Source organism: Algimonas arctica (assembly GCF_014652695.1).
In the GTDB taxonomy this organism is placed as follows: domain Bacteria; phylum Pseudomonadota; class Alphaproteobacteria; order Caulobacterales; family Maricaulaceae; genus Litorimonas; species Litorimonas arctica.
The window spans coordinates 1-1,084 of record NZ_BMZH01000043.1; the positions used below are offsets into that span (position 1 = coordinate 1).

Genomic DNA, 1,084 nt, shown 5'->3' on the forward strand with positions numbered 1-1,084 from the left:
AGTTCAAATTCAATCAATGCGCTTTCCATTTGGAAGTTAAGGTCAAGCGCGAATGCCTCCGCGTCTGAGATTTCAGCGGCCACGGTTGCTCGCTCTGTTAGTGTGGCACCACCCATCTCCATCAAACGATCAAGTGAGCCTAATTGCTGAGTGAAATAGTCCTGCCGATCCCGCGTTTGTTCCGACTTTTCCTTTGACTCTAAATAGGTCAAATAAGCGTTTGCCACGCGTCTGCCTGCGCCCAATGTCTCTGCACTTGTCTCAAAGCGAGAGGCGTCCGCGTTGGCGCGGGCCGAGCGGCGAGCGAGCCGAGCGTTACCGAAGTCAAAAACCCGCTGTGAGAGTTGTAACCCCGCCTGACTGGAGACAGCGCTATCGACCAAGCCCGTGTCACCAAACCCGCTTCGACCAAATGCAGAAACCCTAGGTCGGCTCAGCGCCTTGGCCTCCGTTACCCTCGCATCAAAATCTAACTCCCGCGCCATTGACATCAATACTCTAGGGTCCCGAACGCTTGCTAAATCGAATGCCAACCCCAAGCTAATACAGGCCTGCGTCTGTGGAAGTTGACTGGGGTCAAACTCAACTCCCTCAGTTTGAGCCCCTGCGACATTGGGCCCGCTCAAAACAAATGAGGCTGACATGCATGAGATTCCAGCTCCCCGAAATAATCGTCGAACATCAAACCAGATCATGGCCATTACCCTTCCCTCAAACCCCGAAACAAGGAGTCACTGAGGGGCTCCAAAACATATTCGATTAACGTTCGGCTGCGTCCTGAATAAATGAAGGTATCAACTGGCATTCCGGGCAAAATATTGGCATTCTCGATCCGAGCCAGCTGATCTTTGGGGATACGGACTCGGGCTTCATAATAGGACACCCCCGTGACCGGGTCCGTCTTCAAGTCGGCTGAAATACCGATGATTTCGCCATCGAGTCGCGGGGCTTGCCAACCTTTGTAAGACGACAGTTGTGTTCGAACCAAGAGGCCCTCATAGACGGTCGGCCTGTCAGCCGGCATAATTTGAACGGAGGCCGTAACATCGAATAGGGCCGGGACGATTTCCATGAGTGTATCGCC

2 protein-coding genes are annotated in these 1,084 nt (G+C 53.3%); both read right to left on the bottom strand.

Annotation, left to right across the window (positions count from 1 at the left end; all coding sequences use genetic code 11):
* Positions 1 to 644: TolC family protein (locus IE105_RS15265; RefSeq protein WP_189499747.1), on the bottom strand; the 644-nt coding region annotated here is incomplete at its 3' end.
* Positions 645 to 700: 56 nt separating this feature from the next.
* Positions 701 to 1,084 (bottom strand): beta-barrel domain-containing protein (locus tag IE105_RS15270; RefSeq protein WP_189499748.1); only part of this gene is annotated, 384 nt, incomplete at its 5' end.